The sequence below is a fragment of the Photorhabdus heterorhabditis genome (assembly GCF_001280945.1).
GTDB lineage: Bacteria > Pseudomonadota > Gammaproteobacteria > Enterobacterales > Enterobacteriaceae > Photorhabdus > Photorhabdus heterorhabditis.
This window is the reverse complement of the sequence record NZ_LJCS01000257.1, coordinates 1-350: the sequence shown is the minus strand read 5'-3', so window position 1 is coordinate 350 and position 350 is coordinate 1. Positions and strand designations below refer to the sequence as shown.

The window sequence follows — 350 nt, the reverse complement described above, 5'->3', positions numbered from 1 at the left end:
TTAGGTATTGAACTGCCGCTGACCACCCTGTTTACGTCTCCTACTTTGATGGCTTTTGCTGAGGTCATGGCGGCCCGGTCTGGTCAACAGAACGCTAGCCTGCCGGCCATTCTGCCGATATCCCGCGGGGAAGCGCTGCCGCTGTCATTTGCTCAACAGCGCCTGTGGTTCCTGGCTAAGTGGGATGGTGTCAGCGAGACTTATCATATCCCGATGGCCCTGAACTTGGGTGGTCAACTGGATATCGTGGCCTGGCAGCAGGCGCTGGATACCCTGTTCGCCCGTCATGAGGCGTTACGTTCTGTTTTTGTCTCGGTTGACGGTCAGCCGCAGGTACGGCTGTTGGAAGC

1 protein-coding gene is annotated in these 350 nt (G+C 57.4%); it reads left to right on the top strand.

The genetic code is table 11. The features are described from left to right. The coding region (locus AM629_RS23145) for a condensation domain-containing protein (protein ID WP_152912083.1) at positions 1 to 350 on the top strand (350 nt) is incomplete at both ends.